The organism is Streptomyces alkaliphilus, from assembly GCF_014141535.1.
GTDB lineage: Bacteria > Actinomycetota > Actinomycetes > Streptomycetales > Streptomycetaceae > Streptomyces > Streptomyces alkaliphilus.
The window spans coordinates 1-2,814 of sequence record NZ_VKHT01000697.1 but is presented as its reverse complement, the minus strand read 5'-3'; the positions used below and the strand labels follow the sequence as shown (position 1 = coordinate 2,814).

Here is a 2,814-nt window from a genome sequence, read left to right as displayed (position 1 = left end):
TTCCCCCACCTGGTGGGGGACCCGCGCGATCCCCGGCCGCGCCTGCGCCACCGGGGGCTGCTGCGCACCTACTCCGGCCACATCGAGGACACCCTGCTGCGGCTGAAGGACGACGGCCTGGTCCCCGACGTGCGGGTGGAGGTGCGCGGCATGGCGCACCCGCCCACCGAGGCCCACTACCTGGTCAACGACACCACGGCCCTGACCGCCCACCTCCATCCCCGCCGGACCGTCGTCACCGACCGCTCCGACGGCACCCTCATGCGGGTGCGGGAACTGCACGGCGAGGACCGCTTCTTCGTCACGGTCCGCGACCGGCGGGCGGGCCCGGCGGAGGAGGAGCTGTACAGCCGGATGCTGCACTCCTTCGAGGCGTACTGGCAGGAGGGACGGGATGTGCTCGGCGAGGACGGCGGGGAGCGGATCCCCGAGCCCCGCCAGGCGGGCGGGGCCCCGCACGGCCCCGCCCGCCCGCCGTACTGAACCGTGCCGAACGCCCCCGACACGGCCGCCGGGGCCGTTCGGCACGGTCCGGGTTCATTCGGGTCGATTCCCGGCCGAACGTCCCCTTCGGCCGTGTTCCGCCGGCGGGGGACGGTCGGGGCGCGGATACTCGATCAAGGGGGTCCCGACCCACCGGGTCGGGAACCGAGCCGGCTTCCGTCCGGAAGACCAGAACGCCCCGGAGGATCTCCCATGGCCCTGCAGACGCTTCCCCTGATCAGTGAGTGCACCGCGGAGAGCTGCGCCTTCAACACCGAGCACACCTGCCACGCCCCGGCCATCACCGTGGGCAACGTCCAGGACCCCCTGTGCGACACGTACCTGACCGCCCCCGACAAGGGCGGCGACCCGAAGGCCACGGGCCGGGTCGGTGCCTGCAAGATGTCCGACTGCCGGCACAACGAGCACCTCGAGTGCCACGCCCCGGGCATCTCCGTGGGCTACCAGGACGAGAAGGTGGACTGCCTGACCTACGCGACCGCCTGACCCGCGGCCCCGTTCACGGGCTTCCCGCCGGTTCGCACCGGTTCCACAGCGGCCCCGCACCGGTCCCGCTCCGGGCCGGGTGCCCCGCCACATCGGCGGCGGCGCCCGGCCCGGAGGCGTACCACCCCCGGACGGGCGCCGAACGACCGTGCGGGCCCGGACCCCGGCCGGCCCCCGGGCCCGGTCGGCGGAGGTACGCGCCACCGGGTCGGGAGAGGGGGCGGTCGGCCGGAGTACGTAGGCTTGGCCGGCGGGACACGCGACCGACCGGCCGCCCCCGCACAGCGCGCGGCGGCAGCCGCCCGGACGACGAAGGAGGCATCCCCATGACCGGCCCGGTTCCGGAGAGCCACGAGCCCGCCCACGACCCGGAGGTCCTGCAACTCGCGGCGAAGGTCTTCGAGCTGGCCCGCAACGGGGACACCGACACGGTGGCCGCCTACGTGGACGCCGGCGTGCCGCCGAACCTCTGCAACGAGAAGGGCGACACCCTCCTCATGCTCGCCGCCTACCACGGTCACGCCACCACCGTTCGGGCGCTGCTGGAGCGCGGCGCCGACGCCGGACGCGCCAACGACCGGGGCCAGACGCCCATCGCGGGCGCCGTCTTCAAGGGCGAGGAGGAGGTGGTGCGGGTCCTGCTGGAGGCGGGCGCCGACCCGGCCGCCGGGCAGCCCTCCGCGATCGAGACGGCCCGGATGTTCGCCAAGACCGACCTGCTGCTGCTCTTCGGCGCCGACTCCTGACCCGCCCCGGGGCCGGCCGCCGGTGCCCCCGCGGGCCGGGCGCCCCGGAAGACCCCGACCGCCGCCGCGCGGCCGACGCCCCGCCGGGGACCCGTCAGTGCGCGATGCCGTCGATCAGTTCCCGGGCCCCCTGCCGCAGCAACGCCACGGCCACCGAGGTGCCCAGCGTCTCCGGATCCAGCCGACCCGCCTCCTCCGACGCGGAGAGCACCACCTTGCCGTCAGGGCTGAACACCATCGCGGACAGCGACAGTTCGCCCTCCGCGTCGGTGCGCGCCCAGCCGGCGATCGGGCTGTTGCAGTGCCCCTGGAGGACGTGCAGCAGCATCCGCTCGGCGGTGGACTCCCGGTGGGTGGCGGAGTGGTTGAGGTCGCTCACCACGTCGATGAGGTCGGTGTCGTTCTCCCGGCACTGGAGGGCCAGCACTCCCGCGCCGATCGGCGGCATCATCTCCCCCGTGGACAGCACCTCGGTGATCACGTCCGGGCGCCCGATGCGGTGCAGGCCCGAGACGGCCAGCAGCAGGGCGTCCGCCTCCCCCGCCGCCAGCTTCTCCATCCGCCGGTTGGCGTTGCCGCGCATCGGCACGCACTCCAGGTGCGGGTGGGCGGCGGACAGTTGCGCGACCCGGCGCACGGAGGAGGTGCCGATCCGGCTGCCGGGCGGGAGCTCGGCGAGGCCGAGGCCGCCGGGGTGGATCAGGGCGTCGCGCACGTCGTCCCGCTCCAGGAAGGCGGCGAAGACGGTGCCCGCCGGCAGCGGCCGGTCGGCGGGGATGTCCTTGAGGCAGTGCACCGCCAGGTCCGCCTCGCCGGCGAGCAGGGCCGCGTCCACCTCCTTGGTGAACGCCCCCTTTCCCTCCACCAGTGACAGGTCGCCCAGCCACCGGTCCCCGGTGGTGCGCACCGGCACCACCTCGGTGCGGATGCCGGGGGACAGGGCGGCCAACTCGGCTCGGACCCGCTCCACCTGGGCCAGGGCCATGGGCGAGTCGCGGGAGACGATACGGATCAACTCGGGCGCGGACATGCCCGCCACGATAGTGCGCCCGCCGGCCTCCCCCGTCTCCCGGCTTGC

3 protein-coding genes and 1 pseudogene are annotated in these 2,814 nt (G+C 74.8%); 3 read left to right on the top strand and 1 reads right to left on the bottom strand.

The window, feature by feature from the left end:
- The 3 genes and pseudogenes from FNQ90_RS18625 to FNQ90_RS18615 all read left to right on the top strand — a co-directional run.
- Window positions 1-483: pseudogene (locus FNQ90_RS18625) on the top strand (hypothetical protein); the annotation flags it as partial.
- 213 nt (window positions 484-696) lie between these two features.
- On the top strand, window positions 697-990 hold the full coding sequence (locus FNQ90_RS18620; RefSeq protein ID WP_182607419.1) for a DUF1540 domain-containing protein: 294 nt from the start codon (window positions 697-699) through the stop codon (window positions 988-990).
- A 326-nt stretch (window positions 991-1,316) separates the two neighbouring features.
- Window positions 1,317-1,736 (top strand): ankyrin repeat domain-containing protein, encoded by a 420-nt coding sequence (locus FNQ90_RS18615; protein ID WP_143623861.1) that lies wholly within the window; start codon window positions 1,317-1,319, stop codon window positions 1,734-1,736.
- A gap of 94 nt (window positions 1,737-1,830) precedes the next feature.
- Here FNQ90_RS18615 and hemC read toward each other — a convergent pair whose 3' ends face one another.
- Complete coding sequence (gene hemC, locus FNQ90_RS18610; RefSeq protein ID WP_182607418.1) at window positions 1,831-2,766, bottom strand: hydroxymethylbilane synthase; 936 nt, start codon at window positions 2,764-2,766, stop codon at window positions 1,831-1,833.
- Window positions 2,767-2,814 lie beyond the last annotated feature (48 nt).